Raw genomic sequence first — 24434 nt, 5'->3', positions numbered from 1 at the left:
ACCCTTCCGCTATGGCCCCGGACATCCTGGCTGACCCGGAAACCGACCCCACTGCGACGTATGCCGTGGACCCGGCGCTCGCTCGCCGGCTCACCGCGCGCGTGGTGTGCTCCCCGCGGGCCGAGCACCGCCTGACCCGCTCGCCCATGGGTGGAGCACCGCTGGCCTCGCTGCCGATGTCGACCCCCCGGGACGTGCAGGCCGCCGTCGACCAGGCGCGCAACGCCCAGCGGGCCTGGGCCCGCACGCCGATGCACGTGCGGGAGCGGGTGCTCCTGCGCTACCACGACCTCGTGCTAGACCGGCAGGCGGAGCTGCTCGACCTCGTGCAGCTCGAGTCGGGCAAGACCCGGCGCCAGGCCTTCGAGGAGGTCGCCGACGTCGCGCTGGTATCGCGCTACTACGCCAGGACGGGCAAGGACCACCTGCGGGCCCGCCGCCGGCCAGGCCTCTTCCCGGTGCTGACCCAGGCCTGGGAGCTGCACCACCCCAAGGGTGTGGTGGGGATCGTCTCGCCGTGGAACTACCCGCTGACGCTGGCGGTCTCCGACGCCATCCCGGCCCTCATGGCGGGCAACGCCGTGGTGCTGAGGCCCGACGTGCAGGCGTCGCTCACGGCGCTCCAGGCGGTGGCGATGCTGACCGAGGCGGGGCTGCCCGAGTCGGTGCTGCAGGTCGTGCTCGGGGACGGGCCCACCGTGGGGCAGGCGGTCGTCGACCTCACCGACTACGTGAGCTTCACCGGTTCCACGGCCGTCGGACGCCACGTCGCCGCGTCGGCCGGGGCGCGGCTCGTCGGGGCCAGCCTCGAGCTCGGCGGCAAGAACAGCATGTACATCGCCGAGGACGCCGACCTCGGGCGCGCGGTCGAGGGCGCGGTGCGAGGCTGCTTCGCCTCGGCGGGCCAGCTGTGCATCTCCAAGGAGCGCATCCTCGTCCACCGGGCGGTCGCAGCGGAGTTCACCGAGCGCTTCGTCGAGGCCGTGAAGGGCATGCGCCTCGGCGCCGACCTGTCCTTCGGAGCCGACATGGGCTCCCTGGTCTCGGCCGAGCAGCTGGCCCGGGTGCAGGCGCACGTCGAGGACGCCCGCTCCAAGGGTGCCACCGTGCTGACCGGCGGCAGGGCTCGCCCCGACGTGGGTCCGTTCGTGTACGAGCCCACGGTGCTCACCGGGGTCACCGCGGCCATGGCCTGCCGTGACGAGGAGACGTTCGGCCCAGTGGTCAGCATCTTCGAGGTGGGCTCCGACGAGGAGGCCGTCCGGCTGGCCAACGACAGCGACTACGGCCTCAACGCCTCGGTGTACACCCGCGACGTGCGGCGCGGTCGCCGCCTCGCGGCACAGATCACCGCCGGCACGGTCAACATCAACGAGCCCTACGGCGCCGCCTGGGGCAGCGTGGCTGCCCCGATGGGCGGGATGAGGGCCTCCGGCGTCTCCCGCCGGCACGGCGCCGAGGGGATCATGAAGTACACCGAGTCCCAGACCGTGGCCGTGCAGCGCCTGGTGCCCCTGCGGCCGTTCCTCGGCATGTCCGAGCAGACCTGGGTCAAGGGCATGACGGCGGCGCTGCGGGTGCTGAAGGCTGTGGGCCGCCCGTGAGCGACTACGACGTCGTCGTCGTCGGCTCGGGTTTCGGCGGCTCGGTCAGCGCCCTGCGGCTGGCGGAGAAGGGCTACTGCGTCCACGTCATCGAGTCGGGACGCCGGTTCGCCGACGAGGACTTCGCCAAGACCTCGTGGAACCTGCGTCGCTACTTCTGGGCCCCGCGGCTGAAGTGCTTCGGGGTCCAGCGCATCCACCGCCTCCCGGACGTCGTGGTGCTCGCCGGGGCGGGGGTCGGTGGCGGCTCGCTCAACTACGCCAACACGCTCTACGTGCCGCCCACGCCTTTCTTCCGTGACCCGCAGTGGCGTGACATCACCGACTGGCAGTCCGAGCTCGCGCCGCACTACCGGGTGGCCTCCAGCATGCTCGGCGTCGTCACCAACCCCTGCGAGGGCCCGGTCGAGCAGGTCATGCGCCAGACCGCCGAGGACCTCGGGGTGGCCGACACCTTCCGCAAGACGCCCGTCGGCGTCTTCTTCGGTGCGCCGGGGGTCCAGGTCCCCGACCCGTACTTCGGCGGGGCCGGCCCGGACCGCACCGGCTGCACCGAGTGCGGCAACTGCATGGTCGGGTGCCGGGTTGGCGCCAAGAACACCCTGGTGAAGAACTACCTCGCGCTCGCCGAGCGTCTAGGCGCCACCGTGGAGCCGATGCGCACCGTGGTGGACGTGCGCCCGGAGCCGGGCGGCACGGCATACCGGGTCACGACCGAGGCGACCGGCGCCTGGCTGCGCAGGCACCGGCGCACCGTCACCGCCGACCAGGTGGTCTTCGCGGCAGGCGCCTGGGGCACCCAGCGGCTGCTCCACACGCTCAAGGACACCGGTGCCCTGCCGGCGCTGTCCGGCCGTCTCGGTCACCTGACCCGCACCAACTCCGAGGCCCTCGGGGGTGCGATGCTGCAGAAGGCGCCCGAGGGGGTCGACGTCACCAAGGGTGTGGCCATCACCTCCTCGTTCCACCCGGCGCCCGACACCCACGTCGAGAACGTGCGCTACGGCAAGGGCTCCAACGCCATGGGTGCGCTCGCGACCATCCTCGTCGACGGAGGAGGGTCGGTGCCGCGGCCGGTGAAGTTCCTCCTGGAGGCCGTGCGCCACCCGGTGGTCTTCCTCCGCTCGCTGTCGCTGTACCGCTGGAGCGAGCGCACGGTCATCGGGCTCGTCATGCAGAGCCGCGACAACTCGCTGACCGTCTCCGGGCGCCGGGGGCTGCTCGGTCGCCGCACCCTGACCTCGCGCCAGGGCCACGGCGAGCCGAACCCCACGTGGATCCCGGCAGGGCACCGCTCGATCGTCGCGCTCGCCCGGCGCCTGTCGCAGGCCACGGGGCTGCGGGCCTTCCCTGGCAGCTCGCTCGGCGAGATCGTCGACGTGCCGATGACCGCCCACTTCCTCGGCGGCGCGGTCATCGGAGCCGACCGCGAGCAGGGGGTCGTCGACCCCTACCACCGGGTCTGGGGCTACCCCGGGCTGCACGTCGTCGACGGCTCGGCGGTCTCGGCGAACCTCGGCGTCAACCCGTCGCTGACCATCACCGCCCAGGCTGAGCGGGCCATGTCGCTGTGGCCCAACCGGGGCGAGCCCGACCCGCGGCCGGCCCAGGGCGAGGCCTACCAGCGGCTCGAGCCCGTGCGGGCGCAGCGACCTGCCGTGCCGAGGTTCACGCACGAGAGCGCGCAGGCCTGAGCTGGCCGGACAGGCCTGACCAGGTTGGGCAGAGGAGGGGCCCGGTTGCTGCCGGGCCCCTCCTCGCTGCGGGTCAGCTCGACACGCTGCCCTCGACCGTCTCGGTGCTGGCCGCGCGGCCCTCCGAGGCGCCGATCTGCTGCTGGCCGCCACGGCTCTGCACCTCGATCTTGCGGGGCTTGGCCTTCTCCGAGACCGGGATGGTCATCGAGAGCACGCCGTTCTCGTAGTGGGCGTGGATGTTCTCGAGGTCGAGCCCCTCGCCCAGGCTGAGCTGGCGCATGTAGCTGCCCGACGGCCGCTCCTGGGCGATCCACTCGGCCTGCTCCTCGCCGCGCAGCGTGCGCTCCGCGCGCACCGTGAGGGTGTTCCCGTCCATGTCGACGTCGATCGAGCCCGGGTCGACGCCGGGCAGGTCGATGTTGACGACGTAGTGGTCGCCGGCTCGGTAGAGGTCCATCGGCATCCAGCGCGGTGCCCGCGTCGCCGACGGGCCGCCCCACATCTGGGCGGTGAGCCGGTCCATCTCACGGAAGGGATCGAAGACAACAGCCACCAGAAACACCTCCTGCGTCCAGTCCGGTCCGCCACCGCGGCGAACCGGGTCTTGTGGCGTTGGGGTCGACCGGGTCCCGTCCGGCCGACCGCCCCCCTGACGGGTCAGGACCATTCTGCCTCGGACAACGCGGAGCGCAACAGGTGTATTCCGCTGCGGCACAGGGGCGCTCATGCGGGCTGGGTGGAGGTGGGTGCGGCTGGAGATGAGCCGGGGATGGTTCTCCAGCCGCACCACCCAGCACAACGAGGGTGCTGTGACGCGGGTTACGTGCGGTACGGAACTTTTTTCGCAGGTCGGTCGGCAGTCCGGGAACGCTCGTCGCGCCACGAGTGCCACAGCGCGGCATACGGCCCCTCGGCGGCCAGCAGCTCGTCATGGGCGCCGATCTCGCTGACCAGGCCGTCCTCGACCACCGCGACCCGGTCGGCGTCGTGGGCCGTGTGCAGCCGGTGGGCGATCGCGACCACGGTGCGGCCCTCGACCACCGCGGCCAGTGAGCGCTCGAGGTGTCGGGCCGCGCGGGGGTCGAGCAGCGAGGTCGCCTCGTCGAGCACCAGGGTGTGCGGGTCGGCCAGCACCAGCCGGGCCAGGGCCACCTGCTGGGCCTGCGCCTCGCTGAGCCGGTGGCCGCCGCTGCCCACCACCGTGTCGAGGCCGTCGGGCAGTGCCAGCGCCCAGCCGGCGGCGTCGACCGCCGTGAGCGCCGCGAGCAGGGTGCCCCGGTCGGCGCCCGGGCGGGCCAGCAGCAGGTTGTCGGCCAGCGTGCCGACGAAGACGTGGTGCTCCTGGGTCACCAGGGCCACCTGGGTGCGCAGGTCGCCGAGCTCGAGGTCGACCAGCGGCACGCCGCCCACCGAGACCACACCCGTGCGGGGGCCGTCGATGCCGGCCATGAGGCGGCCCAGCGTCGACTTGCCCGCGCCGGACGGGCCGACGATGGCGAGGCGCTCGCCGGGCCGGAGGTCGAGGCTGACCCCGCGCAGCACGTCGCGGCCGCTGCGGTAGGCGTAGTGCACGTCCTCGACGTCGAGCCGGTCCCCGTCCGGGCGCGCCCCGGTGGCCAAGCGGTCCGGTGGCACTTCGCCCACGCCGATGACGCGGGCGAGCGAGGTGGCGCCCACCTGGATCTCGTCGAGCCACATGAGCACCTCGTCGAGCGGTCCCACCATCTGGTGGATGTAGAGGGTGACGGCGGTGGCCGCGCCGGCGGTGATGTGGCCGTTCATCGCCAGCCAGCCACCCCACAGCACCGAGCCGGCGACGGGGAAGAAGTAGCCGAGCTCGACGAAGGGGAACCACCGCAGCCGCAGGCCTAGGGTGTAGCGCTCGGCCTCGAAGCAGTCGCCGAGGCTCTCCTCGAACCGGCGCCGACGGGCCGGGCCGAGCGAGAGCGCGTCGATGGTGCGGGCGCCGTCGACCGTCTCGGAGACGACCCCGTTGAGGCTGGCGTAGGTGGCGCGCTCCCACAGGTACCCCTTGCCGGCGAAGCGCAGGTAGCGCCGGGTCGAGAACCAGTAGAACGGCAGGCCGAGCAGCATCGGCAAGGTGGCCAGCGGTGAGGTCAGCAGCGCGGCCACCACCGTCATGACGATGGTGACGGCGGCGACGAAGATCGACGGGATGCCGAACCGCACGACGTGCGAGAGGGCCTCGACGTCGTTGGTGGTCCGCGCGACGAGGTCGCCCGTGCCGGCGCGCTCGACCGTCGACAGCGGCAGGTTCACCGCGCGGCCGATGAACTGCTCGCGCAGCTCGGCGAAGACGGTCTCGCCGAGCACCAGCGAGGCGCGCCGGGCCGCCCAGGTGAGGCCGGTCTGGAGCACCACCGCACCGGCCAGCATCATGGCGAGCCGGTCGACCTCGGCCAGCGTGCCGTCGCCGGTCACCGTGTCGACGAGGCGGCCGACGAGCCACGGCCCGGCGAGGGCGGCCAGCGCCGCGAGGGCGTGCAGGCCGAGCACGACGGACAGGTAGCGCCGGTGCTGCCGGACGAGCCCGCGCGTGTGCCGCACGACGGCGGCCGTGTCGGCGATCGGCAGCGTCCGCCGCGCGTGGTCGGTCACCATGCCCATGTCAGTCCTCCTCCCCGCGGGTCACGATCGAGCGGTATGCCGGGTGCCCGGCCAGCAGCTCGTGGTGGGTTCCGGTGGCGGTCACCACCCCGTCCTCGACGAGGAGCACCTCGTCGGCCCCGCCGAGCACCAGCGGGCTGGCCGTGGTGACGACGGTGGTGCGGCCCCTGCGGGCCACCGCGAGGCGGCTGGCGATGCGTGCCTCGGTGTGCGCGTCGACCGCGCTGGTGGGCTCGACGAGCACGAGCACCTCGGGGTCGGCCAGCAGCGCCCGGGCCAGGGCGAGCCGCTGGCGCTGGCCGCCGGAGTAGGAGCGGCCGCGCTCCTCGACGAGCCCGTCGAGGCCGTCGGGCACCGCCTCGAGCACGTCGAGCGCGCTGGCCACCTCGAGCACCGCGTGCACCTGCTGGTCGGGGGTGCCGGCCCGGCCGGCGAGCAGCCCCTCGCGCAGTGTTCCGGTGAACAGGCGCGGGTCGGCCTCGCTGACGACGATGCGGCGGCGCACCTCGGCAAGGGGGAGTGCGTCCAGGCGCTGACCGTCCCAGGTCGTCTCGTGGCGTCCGGGCCCGTGCCGACCCAGCCGGTCGGCGATCGCCGCGGTCTCCTCCGGTCGGGCGGAGACCAGGGCGGTCAGGGCTCCCGCGCGCACGCGGACCCCGGAGAGCGGGTCGACGAGGTCGCCCGACGTCTCCGGCGAGGGGGCCTCGTCGGAGACACCTGGCTCCTGGTCGGGCTCGACGGCCAGGATCCGCAGCACCTTCCGGGCGGCGATGTGCGCCCGGATGAAGCGGTCGACGAACTCGGTGACGGTGCGCAGGGGCATGGTGAGGAACGCGGCATACCCGTAGAAGGCCACGAGCTGGCCGGCGGTGATGCGGCCGTCGAGCGCGAACCGCGCGCCGATCCACGTCACCAGCACCACGAAGACCCCGGGGAGCAGCACCTGTGCCGAGTCCAGGGCCGCCTGGACGCCGGCCACCCGCACCCCGACGCGCCGCACCTGCTGCGACTGCTCCTCGTAGCGGCGCAGGAAGGTCTGCTCGCCGCCGATGCCGCGCAGCACCCGCAGGCCCGCCACGGTGTCGGCGCCGAGGGTGGTGAGCCGGCCGGTCTGCTCGCGCTGGTCGGCCTGGCGGCGCTGCAGCGGGCGGACGATGAAGGACAGGCACGAGAGCAGCACGGGCCCGCCGACGAGCACCAGCCAGCCCAGGGGCGGCGAGGCGGCCAGGAGGATCGAGCCCACCACGACGTAGCTCGCGAGCGCGCCGGTGAAGCGGCCGGCGACGTCGAACAGGCCGCCGATGCGCATGACGTCGTTGGCGAAGACGGCGATGACCTCACCGGCGGGGATGGTGCGGGTCAGGGCGGGCCCCGCCTGCTCGATGCCCCGCGCCGTGAGCCGCGCGCTGCGGTAGGAGCCCTCGAGCCAGTTGTGCACCGCGAGGTAGTGCCGGGTCGCGCCGGCCGCCGCAGCGAGGGCGCCGAGCCCGGTGATCACCAGGGCCCAGCGAGCCAGCCCGCTCCAGTCTCCCGGGACGATGCCCTCGTCGATGCCGTTGCCGACGGCCGCGGGCATGAGCGCCAGCGACACCATCCAGGTCGCCCCGGCGAGCAGGACGAGCAGCTGGATCCGCCACTGCTGCAAGGCGAGCCACAGCAGGAACCGCAACGGGCCCCGGGTGTCCGGGGCTCCGGGGTCGTGGGTCAGTGGCGTGTGCATCAGGCTGCCACGGTAGGTGTCCGGCGGGCCTGGACGACACTGGTTTTCCGGGCTCACGTAGCCTGTGGAGGTGCTGCGAACCGCCCTCAAGCCCCGCTGGCTGGGCCTGTTCGCGGTGCTCGTCGCCATCCTCGTGTCGTTCACCTGGCTGGGCCTGTGGCAGCTCGACGTCGCTCGGGACCGGGGCCGTGCCGAGGCGGTCGAGAAGGCGCCGGCGCAGCCCGTCGTCGACCTCATCACCGTGGTGGGCCCGCACCAGCAGTTCCCCGACGACGGGTCCGGGCGCCTGGTCCGGGCCACCGGCTCGTATGCCGCGGACGGCCAGCTGCTCGTCGCGCCCCGGCTCCTCGCCGGCCGCGCGGGGTACTGGGTGGTGGCGCCGTTCCTCGTCGACGGCACCAGCGGCACCCTCGCCGTGGTCCGCGGCTTCACGACCGACCCGGCAGCCGTGCCCGACCCGCCCGCCGGCACGCTCACCCTGGTGGGGTCCCTCGCTCCCGGGGAGTCGCCCGCCGAGGCGCCCGCCCCGCCGGCCGGCGTCGCGCCGGCCCACCCCCTGGCGGGCTCCATCGACCTCGCCGTGCTGGTGAACCAGTGGGAGGGCGACCTCTTCAACGCCTTCGTGTTCGGCACCGAGGAGCGCGGCGCCGACGGTGCCCCCCTCGACCCGGCCCCGCTCGAGCGGGTGCCACCGCCCCGGATCGGTGAGGCGGGGCTGTCGTGGCGCAACGCGGCATACGCGCTGCAGTGGTGGATCTTCGCCGCCTTCGCGGCCTACATGTGGTTCAGGATGGTCCGCGACGACGCGGAGCGCGACCGCCGGGAGGCGGAGCCGGTGACAGCCCCCGAGAAGGAGAAGAGCAGCACGTGAACGAGATCCGCGACCCGCAGGCAGCCCAGAAGGCCCTCACGTTCTTCAAGGTGATGGCCTTCATCGTCGGTGTGGGCCTGCTCGTCCTGGTGGCCGAGATGATCCTCAACTACGGCTTCGACAACCACGCCCTCGACTGGTGGCCGCAACCGCATGGCTTCATCTACATGGTCTACCTCGTCGCCACCGCCAACCTGGGGTTCAAGGTGGGCTGGGGGCTCGGGAAGATGGTGCTGGTCATGCTGGCCGGGTGTGTGCCGTTCCTCTCGTTCTGGGTCGAGCGGTCGGTGGCGAGGGAGGTCGAGGGGCAGCTCGCGGGTAGCCTTGCCTCGTGACTGATGCAGCAGCCGCGGACGTGACCCAGGCCCAGGACGACGACCGTGTGGAGGCCACCACGGCCGACGACACGGCGGTGCCCGAGATCGAGCTCCAGGCCCGTCCGGTGCTCGTCGTCGACTTCGGCGCGCAGTACTCGCAGCTCATCGCCCGCCGGGTGCGCGAGGCGAACGTCTACAGCGAGGTCGTGCCCAGCACGATGCCGGTGTCGGAGATGCTGGCGAAGGACCCGGCGGCGGTGATCCTGTCGGGTGGGCCGTCCTCGGTCTACGAGGAGGGCGCCCCCTCCCTCGACGGCGCGCTCCTCGATGCCGGGGTCCCCGTGTTCGGCATGTGCTACGGCTTCCAGGCCATGGTCCAGGCGCTCGGCGGCACCGTCGCCAAGACCGGGCTGGGCGAGTACGGCGCGACGCCCGCGCGCATCAGTGACACGTCCTCGGTGCTCTTCAACGGGCAGCCGGACGAGCAGTCGGTCTGGATGAGCCACGGCGACTCGGTGACCGAGGCGCCCGAGGGCATGCGGGTGACCGCCTCCACGGCCGGCGCCCCCGTCGCGGCCTTCGAGGACGACGAGCGCAAGCTCTACGGCGTGCAGTGGCACCCCGAGGTCATGCACTCCACGTTCGGCCAGCGGGTGCTCGAGAACTTCCTCTGGCGTGGCGCCGGCATCGAGGGTGACTGGACGGCCGCCAACGTCGTCGACGAGCTGGTCGAGGCGATCCGCGAGCAGGTCGGCGAGTCCCGGGTGCTGTGTGCGCTCTCCGGCGGCGTCGACTCGTCGGTGGCGGCGGCCCTGGTGCAGAAGGCCGTGGGCGACCAGCTGACCTGCGTCTTCGTCGACCACGGCCTGCTCCGGGCCGGAGAGGCCGAGCAGGTCGAGAAGGACTTCGTGGCGGCCACCGGTGTCGACCTCGTCGTGGTCGACGCGCGCGACCGGTTCCTGTCGGCGCTCGCCGGTGTCTCCGACCCCGAGGAGAAGCGCAAGATCATCGGCCGCGAGTTCATCCGCGTCTTCGAGCAGGCCGCCCGCGACATCGTCGGCGAGCACCGCGGCGAGAACGACCACCCGGTCGAGTTCCTCGTGCAGGGGACGCTCTACCCCGACGTGGTCGAATCCGGTGGCGGCACCGGCGCGGCGAACATCAAGTCGCACCACAACGTCGGGGGCCTTCCGGAGGACCTGCAGTTCAAGCTCGTCGAGCCGCTGCGCTCGCTGTTCAAGGACGAGGTGCGCCAGGTCGGCCTCGAGCTCGGAGTGCCCGAGGGCATCGTCTGGCGCCAGCCCTTCCCCGGGCCGGGCCTCGGCATCCGCATCGTCGGCGAGGTCACCGCCGATGGGCTCGCGACCCTCCGGGCGGCCGACGCGATCGCGCGTGAGGAGCTGACCGCTGCCGGTCTCGACCGCGAGATCTGGCAGTGCCCCGTCGTGCTGCTCGCCGACGTGCGGTCCGTGGGCGTGCAGGGCGACGGCCGCACCTACGGCCACCCCATCGTGCTGCGGCCGGTGTCGTCCGAGGACGCGATGACCGCTGACTGGACCCGGGTGCCCTACGAGGTGCTGGCCAAGATCTCGACGCGCATCACCAACGAGGTGCCCGAGGTCAACCGCGTGGTCCTCGACGTCACCAGCAAGCCGCCGGGCACCATCGAGTGGGAGTGAGCCGATGACCGCGGGGGAGGCCCGGGACCTCGGCGGCACGGTGCGGCAGGGCAGCCTCAGCCGCGCGGTGATGCGGCACGTCGTGATCGGGCCGCCGCTGAGGCTGGCGACGCGCATGCGGGTCGAGGGCCGCGAGCACGTCCCGCCGACGGGGCCGCTCATCGTCGCCTCGAACCACCTGTCGTTCATCGACTCGATCGTCATCGCGCTCGCCTCGGGCCGTCAGGTCCACTTCCTCGGCAAGGCGGAGTACTTCCAGGGCACCGGTCTGCGTGGTGCGACGGTGCGCTGGTTCCACTCGACGGCCGGGACGATCCCGGTCGACCGCGCCGACGCCCGTGCGGCCGCCCGTTCCCTCGAGCTCGGTGAGCAGGTGCTCCGCCGCGGAGACGCCTTCGGGGTCTACCCGGAGGGCACGCGCTCGCCCGACGGGCGCCTGCACCGGGGACGGACGGGCGTGGCCAGGATGGCCCTCAGCAGCGGCGCCACCCTGGTCCCGTGTGCGGTGATTGGCACCGACCGGGTCCAGCCGCCGGGGTCCAAGGGGTTGCGCCCCGCGAAGGTCACCGTGCGGTTCGGCCCGCCCATCGACGTCGACGCCCTGTCGCAGCGCCACCAGAAGGCAGCGCTCCTGCGCGCCATCACCGACACCGTCATGGATGCGATCGGTGAGATGAGCGGTCAGGAGCGGTCCGGCCGCTATGCCAGCGACGTCAAGGCCGAGCTGGCTGCTCGCGAGCCCAGCAGCGCCTGAGCCCGACCCTTGCCCGACCCCTTGGCCGACGTCCTGCCCGATCCGCGGGCGGTTCGTGCGGCGGCCGTCAACGTGGCCTGGTGCGAGACGGTATGCCGTGGGCACGGCACACCGGGGTCGGTCACCCACGGCCTGTGGCTGGCCGGTGGCCTGCCCCCGCCGTTCTTCCCCGATGTCGTGACATCGTCCCCGGGGTTGGAGGCCGCAGCAGTGGCCGAGGCGGTGCCGCGCCGGGACGGCGCCTCTGTCAAGGACAGCTTCGGCGACGTGGAGCTGGGAGGTCAGGGCTTCGAGGTGCTGTTCGAGGCGGAGTGGCTCTGGCTCGAGGCTGCGACACCGGCCGCGGGGTCGCCGCCGGCGGGGGCCACCACCTGGGTGGAGGTCGTCGACCAGGCGGCGCTGGAGGAGTGGGCCGTGGCCAGCGGCCAGCGCGGCACGTTCCCGCCCGCCCTCCTGGCGGACCCGGCGGTGCGCTTCCTCACCGCCCGGGCTCCGGGCGAGGTGGTGGGCCGGGCTGCTCTGTGCCTGGGCGCCGGGGTGGTCGGCGTGAGCAACGTCTGGTCCGGTGCGTCCGGGGTGTGGGAGACGCTCGGGGGAGCGGCCTCCCGGCTGTTTCCCGGGCGTCCGGTGGCCGGCTACGAGCGGGGCGCCGACCTCGCCGAGGCGGTGGCGGCCGGGTTCGTGCCGGTCGGCCGCCTGCGCGTGTGGGTGCGCCGCTGAGGGCGTCTGGTGTCGGTCAGGCGTGCTGGTCGGGGACGTCGGTCCGCGGCCGGACCGACCACTGCGGGGGCTCGTCGGTCCCTGCCTCCTCGTCAGCCTCCGCGTCGGCGGCGGTGGGGTGCACCGTGCCCGCGGCGTGGTGCACGGGCGCGTACACGGCATACAGCTGCATCGGCTCGTCACCGATGTTGGTGATGTTGTGCCACGTGCCCGCGGGCACGAACACGGCCCAGCCGTCCTCGACCTCGCGGTCGAAGTCCAGCCGGTCCTTGGCCGGTCCCATCTGCACGCGACCGCGGCCGCCGTCGAGGCGGAGGAACTGGTCGGTCTCCGGGTGGGCCTCGAGGCCGATGTCCTCGCCCACGGGGATCGACATCAGCGTCAGTTGCAGGTACTTCCCGGACCACGCCACCGACCGATAGTTGCGGTGGTCCAGCGTTGCGCGCTCCAGGTCGAAGCTCTGCGGCTGCGGTCCGATGTCCTCGATGCCCACGGGTACCCCCCGGTCGACGCTGCCGGCCGCGTCCACTCGCGGGCCGGGCACGTTCCACCTTGGCAGAGGCTCGTGGTCCTTGCAGGCGACTCGACCTACCGCGGGTCGAGGGGGATGACCCGCTCGCGCACGACCCACGGGAACGGCGGCCGCCGGCGACCCGACCGCCGGTACAGCACGAGGAGGAATGGCGAAGCCCACCAGACCGCGGCCGTCAGCGCCACGCCGGCCAGGGCGGGCCACCACGAGTCCAGGACCAGCCAGCCCACCAGGGCGAGCGCCACGCCCAGGAGAAAGGCGCCGATCTGGGTGAGGCCCGTGAGCACCAGGTTGGCGCGCTCGACCTGCTGGCCGTGGAGCAGCGCGGCGTTCCAGACCGCGACCACCTCCTCCATGGTGGTGAGCTCAACGGCCTCGGTACCGCTGCCCTCCTCGATGTCGGCGACCGAGGCGAAGTGGCTGGCGAGGACCTCCACCGGCCCGCCCTCGACCACCCTGGTCACGCGACCGCGCGCCGCCTGCCGTGTCATCTCGGCCTCGACGTCGGTCAGCCCGCGTGCCTTCTGCATGCGGCGCGGCCAGGGCGGGACCTCCGGCCACCGCAGCAGGGTCTCGACGAGGGTGCCGTCGGCCAGGACGCTGCGGGCACGGACACTGGGCGACCCGTGCATGTCGCTGATCTCGACCAGCGTGGTGCCGTCGGGGGTGGCCAGCACCGGCGCCGGCCGTTCGAGGTTCCTGAGGAAGTAGGCGTTGGTCTCGTCGTCGTAGGCCTCGGCCCAGGCCATCGTGCCGTCGGTGCCGTCGTCGAGCACCAGGCAGCCGGCCGCCAGCAGGCCGGCGTCCATGTACGCGAGGATCAGCTCGGGGTGGCTGGCGTACTCGATGAGCCACGGCGCTTCCCGGTAGTGCATCGTCGTCCCCTCTTCGGCGGGTGCGTGCGGCACACCGTAGGCGTGGGCGCAGTGACGCACCTCCCGATCGCCGGCCCGGTCCACCGTTCTGCCCACCCCGCCAGCGGGCGGCACCCGGGTTACCCTCGGTGCCCGTGCGGCACACCATCTGGATCACCCTCGTGGCCCTTCTCCTCGCTGCCTGCGGCGGAGGAGGAGCTGGTCGAGCCGTGGGGACGACCAGCGCGACACCGTCGACGACTCCCTCCACCTCGGCGCCGAGCTCCTCGACGACGAGTCGCACCACCACCCGGACCGCCACACCGACCATGAAGCGGACCACCACGACGCCGCCCGCCCCGAAGAAGACCGCCACCGTGAAGCCGTCGCCGAAGCCCGAGCCCCGTCCCGTCGGACTGGTGGGGGACACCCGCAACGCCCTGGCCTTCGCGCCGCTGTCCAACCCCTCGGCGGTGACCATCGAGGGATCGGTGCCCAGCTATCGGGCGTGGTCGACTTCCAAGGTGCTCGTGGTGGCAGCCTTCCTCGACACCGTCGTCGACGGCGACCCCAGCAGGCTCACCTCCACGCAGCGCACCCAGATCACCCGGGCGCTGACCGAGTCGCACATGGACTCGACCATCGCCCTGCGCGACCAGATCCCCGGCAGCCCCGGCGCGGCGATCACCGCTGTGCTGCGGTCGGTGGGGGACACGACCACCGTGGCGCCCGACCGCTCCCAGGGGTCGATGCAGTGGACCATCCGCCAGCAGGTGAAGTTCATGGCTGCGCTCCATGGCGGACGGGTGGTCTCCAAGGCTGCGAGCGTGCACATCCTGGGAGTGATGCGGCCCATCCCGCAGCACCGGTGGGGGCTGGGGACCATCGGCGGCGGGCCGTTCAAGGGCGGCTGGCTGCGCGGCGACACCGAGACCCGGCAGATGGGCATCGTCGACGGGTATGCCGTGGCCATCATCACCGCGGGAGTGGGCCCGGCGGTGGTCCAGACCGACGGGGACGAAGCGCACGTGCAGCAGATGAACTACCTGGCGGGAGTGCTGAAGAAGCGCCTGGCCGCACAGTGACAGAGCGCTTCGCGCCGTCCTGACTTCCGTCGGGCGAGTCCTCGTCTGTCGTCTGTGGATGACTGCACATGGGTGTAGGTGCCTCCGTTTAAGATCGAACACATGTTCGATCGACTTGCGGAGGCGCAGCGGTTGTTGTGGGAGGAGTTCGAGGGCTCCTGCCGTCCCGGTGGCGCGGTGTCGCTGTCGGACGCCGAGCTGGCCGAGCGGGTGGAGGCGGCGCAGCGGGTGGCGAACATGGCGCAGGCGGTGCAGGTGCAGCGGGTGGCGCAGTACGCCGCCCGGGAGGACGTGCGGTTCGAGGACGGCACGCTGGGGCAGCAGGACCGCGGGCTGGGGCACGTGAGCGCGTTCGCGGCCGGGGTGGTCGGGCCGCGGTTGGGGTTGTCGCCGGCCGGGGCGGACCGGAAGGTGGCCCTCTCGGCGCGGTTGGCGGCGCGGTTCCGGCCGACGTTGCGTGTGATGGCGGCCGGGGACCTGGACGACTACCGGGCATCGGTGCTGGTGGCCGAGCTGGCCGACGCCGACGTCGAGGTGGCGGCCGCGGTGCAGGCGGCCGTGTTGCCGCGCGCACCCCGGTGGACGGCGGCGCAGCTGCGGGCGGCGGTGCGGCGGACGCTGGCCCGGCTGGACCCCGAGGCGTTGCGGCGCAGGGTGGAGGCGAACCGGGCCGAGCGGGGGTTGTGGCGCCGGCCCGGGGAGCCGGGGGTGTCGGAGTGGTTGGCGGTGCTGCCGAACGAGACCTCGGCGGCGTGCTGGGCGGCGGTCGACGAGCTGGCCCGCCGGTACCGCGGCGACGGGGACGCCCGGACCTTGGACCAGGCCCGGGCCGACGCGATGGCCGACGTGGTGCTCGGCAACGCGACGGTGACCACCACGGTGATGTTCACGGTCCCGGCCGTGCCGACCGGCTGGCCGGGCCCGTCCGGGAGCGGCCCGTCGACACCGGGCCAGCTGACCCCGCTCGGGCTGCCCGTCGCCGAGCCGGGCGTGCCGGGCTCGGGCCTTCCGGGTGCCCCGGGTCTGCCGGCCGGGGTCTGTGACGTGGCCGGGGAGCCGGTGCCGGCGGCGGGTGTGTTGCCGGTGGTCGAGGTGCCCGGGGTTGGGGAGGTGCCCGGGGAGGTGGTGCGCGGCTTGGCTGCCGCTTTCGGCACCCGGGCGGTGCTGGCGTTGTGCGACTGGCGGTCCGGCACCCTGGCGTCCGAGACCTGCGCGGCGTACCGGCCGCCGTCGTGGCTGGTCCGGCTGGTCAGGGCCCGGGACGGGACGTGCCGGTTCTTCGGGTGCACCGTCCCGGCCCGGCGCTGCGACGTCGATCACGTCATCGCCCACCCGCGCGGGCCGACCGAGCAGGAGAACCTGATGTGCCTGTGCCGGCACCACCACCGCCTCAAGCAGCAGGAACGCTGGGCTGTGGAGATGACTCCGGACGGGGTGGTCACCTGGACCACCCCGCTCGGGGACCGGTTCACGACCTGGCCGGTCGACCACCTCGGCGTCCGCGACCTGGCTTCCTAGATCCTCTTCTCCAGCGCGTCGACGGCGCGCCCGTCCGTCGACTGGTCCGGCAGCGAGCGGGTGAAGACGGCGACTGCATGGGCCCGACCGCCCGGCAACGTGACGACGCCGACCTCGTTGCGGGCAATCCCCGTGAGCGCGCCACTCTTGGCGGCAACGCGTGCGCTGCTCGCAAAGCCGGACGCGAGCCGGGTGCGCACCAGTTGCCGACCCATGGTGCGGCGCAGGGTGGCGCAGGCCTCCGGCGCAGCCGCCTGGTCGTTCCACACGAGCCGCGACCTTGATGACCGACGCCGGCGCCATCGGCTCGTCCTGACAGTGGCCCCACTCCGCACCGCCGGAGACAGACGCGGCGTGCACCGAGCCGGTGCACCCACCTCGCCGAGAATCTCCGCGATCGTCATGGCACCCTTCCACTCGCGGACGACCCGGTATGCCGCGCGGCCCCGGCCCTGCGCCACGCATTAGGGTTGATGCGTGCTGAGGACGACGGCGGCGGTACTGGCAGGCAAGGCGGCGCGGGCCGCCTCGCGCCTTCGAGGCGGTGGGTCGGCGCTGCCGGGCCTGGTCGCCGAGAAGGTCGACCCCGGGTTCCTCTCCCACGCCCTGGCCGACGTGCCGCGGGGCATCGTGGTCGTCAGCGGCACCAACGGCAAGACCACCACCACCAAGATGCTGGTGGCCGTCCTGCGCGCCCACGGCCTCGTCGTCTTCACCAACCCGACGGGCAGCAACTTCACCCGCGGCGTCATCTCCTCGATGCTCGGCGAGCTCCCTGTCAGTGGCCGGCTCAAGGCCGACATGGCGGTGCTCGAGCTCGACGAGGCGCACGCCCTGAAGTTCGCCGCCGCGGTCAGGCCGACGCACGCGCTGCTGCTCAACGTCGCCCGTGACCAGCTCGACCGCTTCGCCGAGATCGACCACACCGCACAGCTGTTGGCCTCGCTCGCGGAGCAGGCCACCACCGGGGTCGTGCTCAACATCGACGACTCCTTCATCTCCCGGATCCGCGACAAGGTGGACGACGACGTCGCGGTCCGGTACTTCGGGGTCGACGCGTCGATCGCCGACCGGCTGCCCGAGATCCAGGAGCAGGACGTCCGCTTCGACGACGACTTCGTGCCGCCGAAGCCCGGTCCGGACGACGGCCTGCTCAAACCGGGCGACGAGCGCACCTTCGAGGTCCTGTTCGGCGAGCCCGGGCAGGACGGCGACGGGACCGGCCAGAACGTCGGGCCGCTCGAGCTCCAGCAGCGCGGTCTCGCGGCCATGATCAACGCGACCGCCGCCACGACCGCCGCCCGGATGCTGCTCGGGTCACGCTTTGACGCTGCCAAGGCCGAGGCCGCCCTGCGGGCGGTGACGCCGCCGTTCGGCCGCGGCGAGGTCGTCATGGTCGACGGCCAGCCGCTCGAGCTCGTGCTCGTCAAGAACCCGGCCGGCTTCACGGTGGCGCTCGGCACCTACGGCAGCACGCCGGTCAGCACGATGATCGCCATCAACGACAACTACGCCGACGGCCGCGACGTCTCGTGGCTCTACGACGTCTCGTTCGACAGCCTGCGGGAGCGCGGGGTCGCGATGACCAGCGGTGTGCGGGCCTACGACATGGCCCTGAGGCTCCAGTACGACGATGTGCCGGTCGACGCCATCGAGCCCGACCTCGAGAAGGCGCTCGACGCGTTCCTGGCCGGCCACCGTGACCAGCCGATGCGCATCTTCTGCACCTACACGGCGATGATGAGCCTGCGCCGGGTGCTCGCCGCGCGCTACGACCTGCCCGACATCGGCGAGGAGGCCTCGTGACCGACTCCGTGTTCCACGCCCACCCGGCACCGGTCGACGTCGCCATCCCCGGCGAGCCCGAGGGCTCGGCCCGGGTGCCCAGCGCCGACCGCGCGGGCAAGGGCGTCATCAACCTCGTGCACCTCTACCCGCGCGAGATGAGCATCTACGGCGACCTCGGCAACACCCGCTGCCTGGCCGCCCGTATCCGACGCCACGGCTACAGCCCGGTCGTGCACCAGCACCACCCGGGCGCCGAGTTCCCGGCCGAGCCCCACCTGCTGGTGGGCGGTGGGGGGCAGGACTCCGGCCAGGTGCGGGTCGAGGCCGACCTCGAGCGCATCGGCGACCGGCTCCGCGAGCTGGCCGAGGGCGGCATCCCCATGCTGATGATCTGCGGGATGTACCAGCTTTTCGGCAACGCCTTCATCACCGTCGAGGGCCAGCGCCTGCCGGGCCTGGGCATCCTCGACGTGACCACCCAGGGCAACGCCAAGCGGATGATCGGGCCGGTCGTCCTCGACACCGAGTTCGGCGAGGTCGTGGGCTACGAGAACCACTCGGGCTCGACCACCCTCGGCGCCGGGCAGGCGGCCTTCGGAAAGGTGCGGGCCGGGTTCGGAAACAACGGCAGCGACGGCACCGAGGGTGCCCGCCTGCACAACGTGATCGGCTCCTACCTGCACGGCCCGATCCTGCCCGCCAACCCCGCCCTTGCCGACGCGCTCATCGGGCTGGCCGCCGAACGGGCGACCGGCCGGCCGTTCGAGCCGGTCAGCCAGGACGACGCCGTGGCCGACCAGGCCCGGATGCGTCAGGTCCGCCGCCTGGTGAAGGCGTAGGGAGCGCAGCCTCGGGGACGGGCTCGTCCGCCGGTGCCGTCTTGGGGCTCACCGACCAGGCGAGCCACCCCAGCGCGCCCAGCGGGACCTCCATCAGGTGCGTGTAGACGGAGAACAGCACCACCGCGGCCGTCGCATTGGCCGGGTCGGCGCCCCACGCCACCAGGGCCGCCGCGGTCGCCGTCTCGGTGACGCCGAGCCCACCCGGGGTCACGCCCACGGCGGTGAGCAGCCGCCCGATGGCGTACGCGGCGAACACCTGGCCGTAGAACATGTCGACGTCCGTGATGCGCAGGCACAGCACGAACAGCACGAAGTAGACGGCGAAGAAGCCGGTGAGTCCGAGCGTCATCTTGAGCCAGCCGGTGCGCACGATGTCGCTGATCCGTGCCCGCAGGTCGATGACGAGGTCGCGGACGCTCATGGTGCGGGCCGTGCGGCGGGTGAACGGCCTGATGGCGCGGTCGATGCCCTGGCCGATGACCAGGGCCGCCCGCTCGGAGACGAGGATGGAGACGAAGACCGCGAGGATGGCCAGGCCGCTCACAGTCGCGGCGAGGGCGGCGTCCCGCAGCGGGGAGGGCACGTCCTCGGCGCCGGAGTAGAGCCCGGCGATCGCCACGACCGGCAGCGCGATGCGCGCCATGACGTTCCAGACGCCGGTGACGATCGCCGAGGTGGAGATGTCACGCCGGGAGAAGCCCCACGAGCGGCAGATCGTGTAGGTCGCCGCGAGGCCGGCGGCGCCACCCCCCGGCAGCAGGTTGCCCACGGACGATCCGGCGACGTTGACGATGAGCGCCTGCCAGTGGCGCAGGCCGTGCAGCGACCCGGTGAGCGTGAAGGTGTAGAACCACAGGCCCAGGACGACCAGGACCAGCAGGCCAGCCGCGGTCGCCGGCGCGACGCTGCCCAGCACGGCGAAGACGTCGGCCCAGCTCGTCTTGGCGAAGTAGGGAAGGCCCCACACGAGCAGGCTGACGGCCAGGCCCAGGCCGAGGACGACCTGGGCGACCTGGCGGGTGCGTGACCTCCGGCTCACGGCAGCCCCTCGAACACGTCGCGCGCCACGGGCGACCCCGGCGGACGCGAGGCGTCGACGTACCACTCGCGCCCGAACACCACGTCGTAGAGGGGGCGCGGGATGCGCAGGAACGCCGCCAGTGTCCGGTCGGCGCCGCCGTCCGCGCTCGCCTGGGAGGCGTGGGCGCGCATGGAGGCCCGCTTCGCGGCGGCATACCGCCACACGCTGACGCGGTGGGTGATCTGCGACCGCGCGCTGAACGCCCGCTGGAACGAGGTGGGGTCGAACTCCGGGGGGAACCGGTAGACCCGCGATGCCAGTGAGATCGCCCGGCAGATGGTGTCGCGCGGCACCGTCGCCTGCAGCACCCTCGGCGTCCCGGCCAGCTCGGCCGCCAGCATGCCCACGCGGTGCACCTTGACGTGGTCGGGGTGCCCGTAGCCGCCGTTGCGGTCGTAGCCGAGCAGCACGTCGGCCCGCTCCTCGCGCAGGATCGCGGCGAGCCGCTCGGCAGCCTCCTCGTCGGAGGCGCGGGCGAAACGGACGCGCCCGGGCGGGTCGGCGGTCAGCTCGGGCCCGAGCCCGCTGTCGGCGTACCCGAGGTGCTCCACCCGTGCGACGCCGAGCCGCTGCGCGGAGGCGCGCAGCTCGCCGAGGCGGCGCTCACCGAGGAGGCCGTCACCGGCATACGCACCCGACGCCAGGCCCAGGTCGCCGTCGGTGGCCACGACCAGCACCACGCGGTGCCCCTCCGCGGCGGCACGCGCCATCGTCCCCGAGGTCAGGAGGGCCTCGTCGTCGGGGTGGGCGTGGAAGGCGACCAGGGTATGGCTCATCACCTGCCATCCTGTCGCATGGCAGGCTCTAGCCCGTGAAGGTGGCGCTGCTGTCGGACTGTTACCTGCCCCGGCTGGGCGGGATCGAGGTCCAGGTCCACGACCTGGCCGCGCAGCTGCGCGCTCGCGGCCACGAGGTCGAGGTGTTCACCGCCACCCCCGGCAGCCACGGCGAGCGGCACGGCTTCATCGAGACCATCGACGGCACCCGGGTGCACCGCATGGCCCTGCGGCTGCCGTGGGAGCTGCCGGTCAACCCCCTCGCGCCCCCCGAGGTGCGCCGGCGGCTGCGTGACGGGGGCTTCGACGTGGCGCACGTGCACATGGGCGTGGTCAGCCCCTTCGCGACCGACATGGCCGACGCCGCCCTCGAGGTCGGCCTGCCCACCGCGATCACCTGGCACTGCCTGGTCGAGCGGTCGCGGCCGCTGTTCCGGCTCACCGGCCACGCGCGCCGGTGGCACCGGCGTGGTGCGGCGCTCAGCGCCGTCTCGGCCGTGACGGCCGCCTCCGTGCACGGCATCGTGGGCGGGCGGCCCAGGGTCGAGGTGCTGCCCAACGGGATCGACGTCGGGCTGTGGGCGCCGCCCCACCCGAGGGTCAAGCCCGCCGGGGCTCCCGTGCACGTGGTCGCGGCGATGCGGCTCGCGGCCCGCAAGCGACCGATCGCCGTGCTCGAGGTCGCGGCCGCCGCCCGCGAGATCGTGCCGGCCGACATCCCGTTCACGCTCGAGCTGATGGGGGAGGGGCCGGAGCTGCCCCGGCTGCAGCACTTCGCGAGGACCCGCCACATGGAATCGTGGCTGCGGCTGCCCGGGCGGGTCTCACGCACGGAACTGCGGCAGCGCTACTGGGAGTCCGACCTCTACCTCACGCCCGCCCGGCTGGAGGCCTTCGGCATCGCCGCCCTCGAGGCACGCACTGCGGGCCTGCCCATCCTGGCCCGCTCCGGCACCGGTGTGGCCGACTTCGTGGAGGACGGGGTGCACGGCATCCTCGCCGAGGACGACGACGCCCTGGCCGAGGCGCTTGCGATGCTCGTGGTCGACGACCGCCGCCGCACCGAGATGGCCTGTCACAGCGCCACCGCGCCGCCGGCGCAGGCCTGGCCCTCGGTGCTCGACCTGGTGGAGGCGGAGTACGCCAGGGCCGGAGCCGGCGGATGAGCGGGCGCCGGCACCCACCGACCCCGACGCTGCACGTGGTGGGGGTCGACGAGCGCGGCGCGGCCGCGGTCTCCTTCCGCCTCGCCCACGGGGCCGACCCGGTGGGGGTGCTGTTCGAGCACGGGTGGGTGGCCGAGTCGATCTGCGGCGTCGACACCGTCTCCGAGCCCGACCACGCCCTCACCCTCCGGTATGCCGTGCGGCCGGCATCCCCGCAGGACGCGCCTCGGGCGCGTGCCGCCGTGCCCACCGACGAGGGGCTCGTGCGGGAACCGGGTGAGCAGGTGCACCCCTACCAGCGGGCCGCCGCCTACGGCCTGGTCACGAGCGCCCGCGGGATCCTGCTGACCCAGCTCTCGGAGGCCACCAACGCCGCAGGACGGTGGACGCTGCCCGGAGGTGGCATCGACCCCGGCGAGTCGCCCCTCGAGGCCCTGCACCGCGAGGTGTGGGAGGAGAGCGGCCAGCGGATCGAGGAGCCGGTGGTGCTCGACATCCACACCCAGCACTGGGTCGGACGTGCGCCCAGCGGCCGGCTCGAGGACTTCCACGCGGTGCGCATCATCTTCACGGCCCACTGCCCGTCGCCCACCGATCCCGTCGTGCACGACGTGGGGGGCTCGACCGCGGCGGTGCGCTGGGTGCGCCGCGAGGAGGTGGGCGGCTACCGGCTGACCCGCTCCTTCGCGCCGCACCTGACGACCTGGCTCGAGCTGTAGCCGGACGCACGACGAGGGCCCGGGTTCGAGGCGAACCCGGGCCCTGCCGCCTGCCGTGGGGTGCTCAGCGCCTGCGCCGCCGCGAGGAGAGCAGGCCCAGCACCCCCAGCACCACCAGGAGCGCGCCGGCCGCCACGATGCCCAACGGGCCGACGTTGCCCCAGTCGATGCTCCAGTCCGCCAGCTCCTGGGCGAAGGCTGCGGCCGCCACGAGCAGGCACACCAGGCCCAGGATGACCGGGGCGAGGTAGGGGCCCTTGACGGGCTCCGGCTCGGGGGCGGCATACGGGCCGGCGCCCCGGGGGGCGGCGGTCGCGCTCGTCGCGGTGGCGCTCGCGGTGGTGGCGCTCGCCGCCGTGGGGGCGGGCACGGACTCGGTCCGGTCAGCGGCGGGCTGGGTGGGCTGGGTGGGCAGGGCCTTCGTGCGGTCCTGCTCGGGGATGTTGTCGCTCATCTGGTCACTCCTTGCCGATGATGATCTCGCCGGCACCGACGTGGGCGTTGACCACAAGGTCGGTGGGGCCGCTGCCGATGACCTCGGTGCTGCTCAGGGTGCGGCCGCCGGGCCCTTCCTGGGACCACTGGTTGTTCTCGTCCAGGCCCCAACCGCCGGCCTCCTTGACCTCGCCGACGTTCACGTCGCTGCGGACCTCGACCGTGAGGTCGTCGGGCACGTAGATCCGCAGCTCACCGACGCCGACGCTGGCATCGATCTCGCCGGGCGTGGCCGGGTCGGTCGGGTAGTCGCCGAGGTGCAGGTTCGCGGACCCGATGCCCAAGGAGTACTCCTGCGAGGAGGACGCCTCGGTCGGGCGCCACTCCCGGTCGCCCACGCCGCCGCTGATCTGCAGACCGGGCACGATCGAGGCGAACCAGGTGGTGATGGCCAGGAGCACCGCGAGCACACCGGTCAGGCCGGAGCGGAAGCCGGCCAGGCCCATGCCCAGGACAGCGACGCCGACGACGGTCAGGGCGGCAGCCAGGCTGACGACGTGGTCGTCGCCCGACCAGGCATACTCGGCGTGCATCCACAGGGTGAGGCCGTAGGTGGCCAGCGCCAGGCCCGACACGACCACGGCGGCGAGGAAGCCGGCGGTGCGGTGACGGGGTCGCGGCGGGCGGGGCGGCAGCGGGGGCTGTGGGGGAGGAGGTGCGTACCTGCCCGGGCCACCGGGCACCACGGCGCCGGGCGGCAGCTGCGCAGCACCGGGGGCGCCGGGCGGCAGCTGCGCAGCACCGGGGGCGCCGGGCGGCAGCTGCGCAGCACCGGGGGCGCCGGGCGGCAGCTGCGCAGCACCGGGGGCGCCGGGTGACCGCTGTCCGGCGACGGGCGGCTGCTGGGCAGTCCCGGGCGGTTGCTGTCCTGCCTCCGGCGCGCCGCCCTCACCACGACCCCAGGCCGTGGCCTTCTGGCCCACGCTCTCGCCCCAGGCCGCTCCCTGCGCGCCGGCCTGCTGGCCCCACTGGCCCGCCTGCTGCCCCCACTGGGCGACCTGCTGGCGGCGAGCCTCGTCGTCGCCGCGGTTGCGGGTCACGAGCCAGATGACGATGCCGACCGGGATCGCGACCCACCAGAGCCACCACAGGCCCCAGCCGTTGCCGTCGACGAACCCGGACCCGCCGACCAGCGACAGGGCGATCAGCACGAGGAGCGCGATGCCCCAGAAGTCGCCGTGGCGCAGGCCGCGCTCCGCCACGATCTCCTCCTTGTCGTTGGGCACGAACGCCCACGCGATGAGGTAGAGCGTGACCCCCAGGCCTCCGAGGAGGATGAGGACCACGAGGACCGCCCGGATGACGAGGGGGTCGACGCCGAGGCGGTTGGCGATGCCGGAGCACACGCCGGCCAGCCACTTGTCCTCGGTGTCCCGGCGGAGGTCGAGCTCTCGGAGCCACCCGAAGAAGCGGTCCATCCCCGAGCTCTGTTGCGGAGTGCCAGCGGTCTGGCCAGGGTTCTGCGTCATGCCAACCATGCTTCCTGTGGGCTGGGTCCCTCGCCATGAGGGTCGACCCTGACGGGACCCTGAAGTAGAGCCCTCCGCCCCTGAATACGGTGTTTGCGCCAGTCGGGGTGGTCCAAGAT

23 protein-coding genes are annotated in these 24434 nt (G+C 73.2%); 13 read left to right on the top strand and 10 right to left on the bottom strand.

The features are described from left to right. Positions 1 to 11: 11 nt before the first annotated feature. Positions 12 to 1604, top strand: coding sequence for a succinic semialdehyde dehydrogenase (locus P2F65_RS16970; protein ID WP_275810468.1), 1593 nt, complete (start codon positions 12 to 14; stop codon positions 1602 to 1604). Continuing rightward, a complete protein-coding gene (locus tag P2F65_RS16965; RefSeq protein ID WP_275810465.1) occupies positions 1601 to 3298 on the top strand; it encodes a GMC family oxidoreductase in 1698 nt (565 codons plus the stop codon). The genes P2F65_RS16970 and P2F65_RS16965 overlap by 4 nt, the downstream gene beginning before the upstream one ends. 73 nt (positions 3299 to 3371) lie before the next feature. On the opposite strand, the gene P2F65_RS16960 is transcribed toward P2F65_RS16965, so the two are convergent. The 3 genes from P2F65_RS16960 to P2F65_RS16950 form a co-directional block, all read right to left on the bottom strand. Beyond that, complete coding sequence (locus tag P2F65_RS16960; RefSeq protein ID WP_275810463.1) at positions 3372 to 3854, bottom strand: Hsp20/alpha crystallin family protein; 483 nt, start codon at positions 3852 to 3854, stop codon at positions 3372 to 3374. 266 nt (positions 3855 to 4120) lie between these two features. Next, complete coding sequence (locus tag P2F65_RS16955) at positions 4121 to 5929, bottom strand: ABC transporter ATP-binding protein (RefSeq protein ID WP_275810460.1); 1809 nt, start codon at positions 5927 to 5929, stop codon at positions 4121 to 4123. Position 5930: 1 nt separating this feature from the next. After that, positions 5931 to 7649, bottom strand: a complete 1719-nt coding sequence (locus tag P2F65_RS16950) for an ABC transporter ATP-binding protein (RefSeq protein ID WP_275810457.1) — start codon at positions 7647 to 7649, stop codon at positions 5931 to 5933. A gap of 70 nt (positions 7650 to 7719) precedes the next feature. On the opposite strand from P2F65_RS16950, the gene P2F65_RS16945 reads away from it, so the two are divergent. The 5 genes from P2F65_RS16945 (at position 7720) to P2F65_RS16925 (ending at position 11990) form a co-directional block, all read left to right on the top strand. Then, a complete protein-coding gene (locus P2F65_RS16945) occupies positions 7720 to 8520 on the top strand; it encodes an SURF1 family protein (protein WP_275810454.1) in 801 nt (266 codons plus the stop codon). After that, complete coding sequence (locus P2F65_RS16940; RefSeq protein WP_275810451.1) at positions 8517 to 8855, top strand: DUF3817 domain-containing protein; 339 nt, start codon at positions 8517 to 8519, stop codon at positions 8853 to 8855. Before P2F65_RS16945 ends, P2F65_RS16940 begins: the two co-directional genes overlap by 4 nt. A 77-nt stretch (positions 8856 to 8932) precedes the next feature. After that, positions 8933 to 10516: a glutamine-hydrolyzing GMP synthase gene (guaA, locus tag P2F65_RS16935; protein WP_275810705.1), complete on the top strand. Its 1584-nt coding sequence runs from the start codon at positions 8933 to 8935 to the stop codon at positions 10514 to 10516. Between the two features lie 4 nt (positions 10517 to 10520). After that, positions 10521 to 11270: a lysophospholipid acyltransferase family protein gene (locus P2F65_RS16930; RefSeq protein ID WP_275810448.1), complete on the top strand. Its 750-nt coding sequence runs from the start codon at positions 10521 to 10523 to the stop codon at positions 11268 to 11270. Positions 11271 to 11279: 9 nt separating this feature from the next. After that, positions 11280 to 11990 carry a hypothetical protein gene (locus tag P2F65_RS16925; RefSeq protein ID WP_275810445.1) on the top strand — a complete coding sequence of 237 codons (711 nt, stop codon included), beginning with the start codon at positions 11280 to 11282 and terminating at the stop codon, positions 11988 to 11990. Between the two features lie 16 nt (positions 11991 to 12006). Here P2F65_RS16925 and P2F65_RS16920 read toward each other — a convergent pair whose 3' ends face one another. Both P2F65_RS16920 and P2F65_RS16915 read right to left on the bottom strand, forming a co-directional pair. Beyond that, positions 12007 to 12534 (bottom strand): cupin domain-containing protein, encoded by a 528-nt coding sequence (locus P2F65_RS16920; RefSeq protein ID WP_275810442.1) that lies wholly within the window; start codon positions 12532 to 12534, stop codon positions 12007 to 12009. Positions 12535 to 12578: 44 nt separating this feature from the next. Further along, entirely contained in the window at positions 12579 to 13397 is an 819-nt protein-coding gene (locus tag P2F65_RS16915) for a hypothetical protein (protein WP_275810440.1), read from the bottom strand. 134 nt (positions 13398 to 13531) lie between these two features. On the opposite strand from P2F65_RS16915, the gene P2F65_RS16910 reads away from it, so the two are divergent. Together P2F65_RS16910 and P2F65_RS16905 are read left to right on the top strand one after the other, a co-directional pair. Further along, entirely contained in the window at positions 13532 to 14461 is a 930-nt protein-coding gene (locus P2F65_RS16910) for a hypothetical protein (protein WP_275810437.1), read from the top strand. A gap of 102 nt (positions 14462 to 14563) precedes the next feature. After that, complete coding sequence (locus P2F65_RS16905; RefSeq protein WP_275810434.1) at positions 14564 to 15979, top strand: HNH endonuclease signature motif containing protein; 1416 nt, start codon at positions 14564 to 14566, stop codon at positions 15977 to 15979. On the opposite strand, the gene P2F65_RS16900 is transcribed toward P2F65_RS16905, so the two are convergent. Beyond that, the gene (locus P2F65_RS16900) at positions 15976 to 16248 is read right to left on the bottom strand and encodes a serine hydrolase (protein ID WP_275810431.1); all 273 of its coding nucleotides are present in this window, start codon (positions 16246 to 16248) and stop codon (positions 15976 to 15978) included. The two genes, P2F65_RS16905 and P2F65_RS16900, sit on opposite strands and share 4 nt — an antisense overlap. Positions 16249 to 16456: 208 nt before the next feature. Between P2F65_RS16900 and P2F65_RS16895 the strand changes: the two genes are divergently transcribed. Then, a complete protein-coding gene (locus P2F65_RS16895; RefSeq protein ID WP_275810428.1) occupies positions 16457 to 17785 on the top strand; it encodes a Mur ligase family protein in 1329 nt (442 codons plus the stop codon). Further along, positions 17782 to 18606 (top strand): cobalamin biosynthesis protein CobB, encoded by an 825-nt coding sequence (locus tag P2F65_RS16890; protein WP_345803709.1) that lies wholly within the window; start codon positions 17782 to 17784, stop codon positions 18604 to 18606. The genes P2F65_RS16895 and P2F65_RS16890 overlap by 4 nt, the downstream gene beginning before the upstream one ends. On the opposite strand, the gene P2F65_RS16885 is transcribed toward P2F65_RS16890, so the two are convergent. Both P2F65_RS16885 and P2F65_RS16880 read right to left on the bottom strand, forming a co-directional pair. Then, entirely contained in the window at positions 18539 to 19648 is a 1110-nt protein-coding gene (locus P2F65_RS16885) for a lysylphosphatidylglycerol synthase transmembrane domain-containing protein (RefSeq protein WP_275810425.1), read from the bottom strand. The two genes, P2F65_RS16890 and P2F65_RS16885, sit on opposite strands and share 68 nt — an antisense overlap. Further along, positions 19645 to 20466 carry a PIG-L family deacetylase gene (locus P2F65_RS16880; RefSeq protein ID WP_275810423.1) on the bottom strand — a complete coding sequence of 274 codons (822 nt, stop codon included), beginning with the start codon at positions 20464 to 20466 and terminating at the stop codon, positions 19645 to 19647. The genes P2F65_RS16885 and P2F65_RS16880 overlap by 4 nt, the downstream gene beginning before the upstream one ends. Before the next feature lie 35 nt (positions 20467 to 20501). Between P2F65_RS16880 and P2F65_RS16875 the strand changes: the two genes are divergently transcribed. Beyond that, positions 20502 to 21632: a glycosyltransferase family 4 protein gene (locus tag P2F65_RS16875; RefSeq protein WP_275810420.1), complete on the top strand. Its 1131-nt coding sequence runs from the start codon at positions 20502 to 20504 to the stop codon at positions 21630 to 21632. Further along, on the top strand, positions 21629 to 22351 hold the full coding sequence (locus tag P2F65_RS16870) for an NUDIX domain-containing protein (protein ID WP_275810417.1): 723 nt from the start codon (positions 21629 to 21631) through the stop codon (positions 22349 to 22351). Before P2F65_RS16875 ends, P2F65_RS16870 begins: the two co-directional genes overlap by 4 nt. A 64-nt stretch (positions 22352 to 22415) precedes the next feature. Here P2F65_RS16870 and P2F65_RS16865 read toward each other — a convergent pair whose 3' ends face one another. Both P2F65_RS16865 and P2F65_RS16860 read right to left on the bottom strand, forming a co-directional pair. Then, on the bottom strand, positions 22416 to 22805 hold the full coding sequence (locus P2F65_RS16865; protein WP_275810414.1) for a hypothetical protein: 390 nt from the start codon (positions 22803 to 22805) through the stop codon (positions 22416 to 22418). A 4-nt stretch (positions 22806 to 22809) separates the two neighbouring features. After that, entirely contained in the window at positions 22810 to 24315 is a 1506-nt protein-coding gene (locus P2F65_RS16860) for a PspC domain-containing protein (RefSeq protein ID WP_275810411.1), read from the bottom strand. Between the last annotated feature and the right edge of the window lie 119 nt (positions 24316 to 24434).

Source organism: Knoellia sp. p5-6-4, assembly GCF_029222705.1.
GTDB lineage: Bacteria > Actinomycetota > Actinomycetes > Actinomycetales > Dermatophilaceae > Pedococcus_A.
Note: the sequence above shows the minus strand (reverse complement) of the source record. Positions and strands in the feature narration are given on the sequence as shown.